Origin of the sequence: Klebsiella sp. 2019SCSN059, from assembly GCF_021739525.1 — a bacterium.
Lineage (GTDB): Bacteria > Pseudomonadota > Gammaproteobacteria > Enterobacterales > Enterobacteriaceae > Klebsiella > Klebsiella quasipneumoniae.
This window is the reverse complement of the sequence record NZ_JAKKOM010000139.1, coordinates 1-553: the sequence shown is the minus strand read 5'-3', so window position 1 is coordinate 553 and position 553 is coordinate 1. Positions and strand designations below refer to the sequence as shown.

1 protein-coding gene is annotated in these 553 nt (G+C 57.1%); it reads left to right on the top strand.

Features of this window, described 5'->3' with window-relative positions; genetic code table 11:
• Positions 1–553: contractile injection system protein, VgrG/Pvc8 family (locus L2I46_RS29320; RefSeq protein ID WP_272909897.1), on the top strand; the 553-nt coding region annotated here is incomplete at both ends.

Sequence of the window (553 nt, the reverse complement as noted above, 5' to 3'; positions counted from 1 at the left end):
GAAATGGACGGCCGTCTTGAACAGGACGTGGTGATTTTCCAGGACAGCCAGGAGCAGTATGAATTTGGCATCACGCTACCGCTACGCAACCAGGCCGGGATGAGTGACAGCGGGCAGGAGAGCATCTGGGATATTCAGGCTGCATACAATGTTGTGAGTGGAAGTGTGGCCACCCGGGACTACAACTACCGTGAAGCGCTACAACCTCAGGACAGTGCCGAGTGCATTTTCATCAAGGAAGGGATCACCGCCGGGGAAACGTACCATTATGCGGAACCCTTCCTGACGGCAGGTGACGCTGATAGCCCGGAGACCGGGGCATACTTCGCCCGTCTGCGTCACGAACGTATGCTGAATGCGCAGTATCGCGTCTGCGGGCATTCCTCCAGCCCTCATCTGACTCCGGGTCAGGTACTGGAAACGGACGGCACGCTTCCCGATGCGGTCAGGGAAGGCATCGTCATCACCACGGTGCACACCAGCGGTTCGCGCAAAAGTAGCTTTACGCTGACGTTTGAGGGTATCCCCTACAGTGAAACCGTCTGTTATCGTC